A 3023-nucleotide genomic window follows, 5' to 3' on the forward strand; every position below is an offset into this window, starting at 1 on the left:
CACTGCGCGCACCGCCGCCTGCTCCTCGTCCCGACAACTGCGAGCACGTCATCGGTGCCGCCGCCGAACTCGCCGAACGCCTCCTCACCCACTGCCCCGGCGTCCGGATCCTGGCCACCAGCCGCGAGCCCCTCGGCGTGCCCGGCGAGTTCCTGCGCCCCCTCGAACCGCTGCCGCCCGGCCCCGCGCACCGCCTCTTCGCCGACCGCGCCACCGCCGCCCGCCCCGGATTCGACCCCGGCGACGACCCGGACGCCGTCGCCGAGATCTGCGCCCGCCTCGACGGCCTGCCGCTCGCCATCGAGCTGGCCGCCGCCCGGCTGCGGCTGCTCACCCCGCGCCAGATCGCCGACCGGCTCGACGACCGGTTCCGGCTGCTGACCGGCGGCGCCCGCACGCTGCTGCCCCGCCAGCAGACCCTGCGCGCCGTCGTCGACTGGTCCTGGGACCTCCTCGACACCGCCGAGCGCACCGTCCTCGCCCGCCTGTCCGTCTTCGCCGGCGGCTGCGACCTGGAGGCCGCCGAGGCCGTCTGCGCGGACGGCGACGCCCGATCCGACGTCGCCGGCACCATGGCGGCCCTCGTCGACAAGTCCCTCGTCGTCGCCGAACCCGACCCCGACGGAATGCGCTACCGCCTCCTGGAGACCATCCACGAGTACGCCGCCGAACGCCTCGCCGAGGACCCCGCCGACGCCCGCGCCACCGCCTTCCGGCACGCCCGGCACTACCTCGCCCTCACCGAACGGGCCGAGCCGCTGCTGCGCTCCGCCGGCCAGCTCCCCTGGATACGCCGCTTCGAGACCGAGCTCGACAACCTGCGCTCCGCCCTCCACACCGTCATCGAGGGGGAGCAGGACGCCGCCGCCACCGAGATCGCCCAGCGCATGCTGGCCGCCCTGGGCTGGTTCTGGTGGCTGCGCGACTACCGCGGCGAGGGCGCCGACTGGACCGCACGGATCCTCGCCCGGACCCCCGTCGAACCGGCCGAGGGCACCCCGGAGTACTGGCCCTACATGCGGCTGCGCATGCTGCACATGTTCCTGCTCGCCGAGAGCGCCGACGCGGACCGCTTCCGCACGCCCGAACACCGCGCGCAGGCCACCCGCGTCAAGGAGGTCTTCCGCCACGGCTCCCCGGAGACCACCCGCTTCCCCGGCATGCTCTGGCCCGCGATCTGCTTCCTCACCGGCGACGTCGAGCACTTCCACCGGAGCGTCGACGAGTCGATCGCCAACTGCCGCCGCCACGCCGGGGACTGGGAGACCGCCATCCCCCTGCTGATGCGCACCCACTTCGCCATCGACATGACCGGCGGCCTCTCCACCGTGGACGCGGACCTCGCCGAGCTCCACGCCATCGCCCACCGCGTCGGCGACCGCTGGATCCGCGCCCAGGTGGCCAGCGCCGCCGGGGAGGCCGCCCTCTCGCGCGGCCAGTTCACCGCCGCCCGCGCCGCCTACGAGGAGTGCCTGCGCCTGGCCCGGGAGGTCGGGGCCCGCATCGAGGCGCCCTTCGCCATCGCCCGCATCGCCGAGACCGAGTACTGCGCGGGGAACTACGCCGCCGCCGAGAAGCTCCTCGCGGAGGCCGACCGCGAGGCCGACGAACAGGGCGGGGTGTACGACGTGAACACCTTCAGCCGGTTCCTGTCCGCGACGCTCGCCCTCCAGCGCGGCGACCTCGCCCGGGCCCGCACCGACTGCGCCGCCGCCCGCGCCGCGAGCGAGCGGATCAACGTGCCCGCCCAGTTCACCGCCGGGCTGGGCCTCATCGAAACCGTCCTGGACGCCCGGGAGAACGGCCCGGAGGCGGGCCTCGCCCGGATCGGCGGGACCCTGGCCGGGGCGGTGGCCGCGCACTGCGCGGAGCGCGTCCTGGCGGGCATCGCCGAGGCGGCGTCACTGTTCCTCGCCGACGCCGGCCGTCCCGAGGAGAGCGTACGGATCCTCGCGGCGGCCACCACCTGGCGCGCGGGCCATCCCCGCTCGGTCCCGGAGGAGGCCGCCCTGGAGGGGCTCCCGGAACGCACCCTCGCCGCCCTCGGGGCGGCCGGCCGGGCCAGGGCGGAGGCCGAGGGCCGGACCCTGACCCCGACGGAGGTCGTCTCCCTCCTCGGCGGCCTCAGCGGCAGCTGATCACCGCGTCGGCGGAGCCGGCCAGCGTCGGCAGGTGCCCCTGCCCGGCCTGCTCCACCACCAGCCGCAGCGTCGAACGCCCGGCCAGCGGCACCTGGACCGGCACCGGGGCGTCGTCGTACCCGAGGGCGCCCGAACGCCACAGCCGCTGCCCGTCGCCGTAGACGGAGAACCGCACCGTCCCGTCGGTCAGCAGCGACAGCCCGTCCACCCCGGCCCGCGCCGAGAAGCTCGTGCACTGCCGGTTGAGGGTGATCTCCACCGTGGAGCGGGAGTGCACGGTGATCCCCTGCCCGAACCGCTGCCCGCCCACCGTCAGCCCCCACCGCTGCCACACCCAGCTGCTGCGCCAGGTCTCCAGCTCGGGACCGGTGTGCCGCCCGACCGCGGAGTGCCCGAGCCCGGCGATCGGGAACCCCTGCGGCGGCTGTGGCGGCGGCGGTGTCGTCGGCCGGACCCGCGTGGGCGACGGCGTCGGCGTCGGCGAGGGCTTCGGCCGCGGGCTCACCGGAGCGGACGGCGCCGCGGCCGTCGCGGCCGGCGCCGAGGACGCGGGAGCCGACGGCGACGCGCTGCGCCGGGCCGGCACCGGCCCCCGCGCCGCCGGCGACGGAGCCCCCGGCGGCACCGACTCCGGCGCGGCGGACACGGACGGCGCGGGCACCTCGGGCGCCACCGGCGCCACCACCCCGGGCGCGGGCCCGGCCTGCGGCTCGGGCTCGTCCCCGGTCAGCGCGAACACCACCCCGGCAGCGGCGGCGACCGCTATCCCGGCGGCGATGGCGGCCTTGGCGGGCAGCCCCAGCCCCTCGGAGACCACCGCACCCCCGGCCCCACCGGCACCCCCGGCCCCGGCACCGGCCCCACCGGCAGCCCCCGCACCCG

General features: G+C 77.2%; 2 protein-coding genes and 1 pseudogene. 2 read left to right on the forward strand and 1 reads right to left on the reverse strand.

What is annotated here, in order from left to right; translation table 11 throughout:
* A partial coding sequence (locus SSNG_RS18620) for a transcriptional regulator (RefSeq protein ID WP_128637021.1) occupies positions 1-2138 on the forward strand: 2138 nt, incomplete at its 5' end.
* Here the strand turns inward: SSNG_RS18620 and SSNG_RS43915 are convergent.
* Positions 2125-2418: an NPCBM/NEW2 domain-containing protein gene (locus tag SSNG_RS43915; RefSeq protein ID WP_241695079.1), complete on the reverse strand. Its 294-nt coding sequence runs from the start codon at positions 2416-2418 to the stop codon at positions 2125-2127. The genes SSNG_RS18620 and SSNG_RS43915 overlap by 14 nt on opposite strands.
* 1 nt (position 2419) lies before the next feature.
* Between SSNG_RS43915 and SSNG_RS43920 the strand changes: the two are divergent.
* Positions 2420-3023: pseudogene (locus tag SSNG_RS43920) on the forward strand (hypothetical protein); the annotation flags it as partial.

It is taken from the genome of Streptomyces sp. C (assembly GCF_000158895.1).
Taxonomy (GTDB): domain Bacteria; phylum Actinomycetota; class Actinomycetes; order Streptomycetales; family Streptomycetaceae; genus Streptomyces; species Streptomyces racemochromogenes.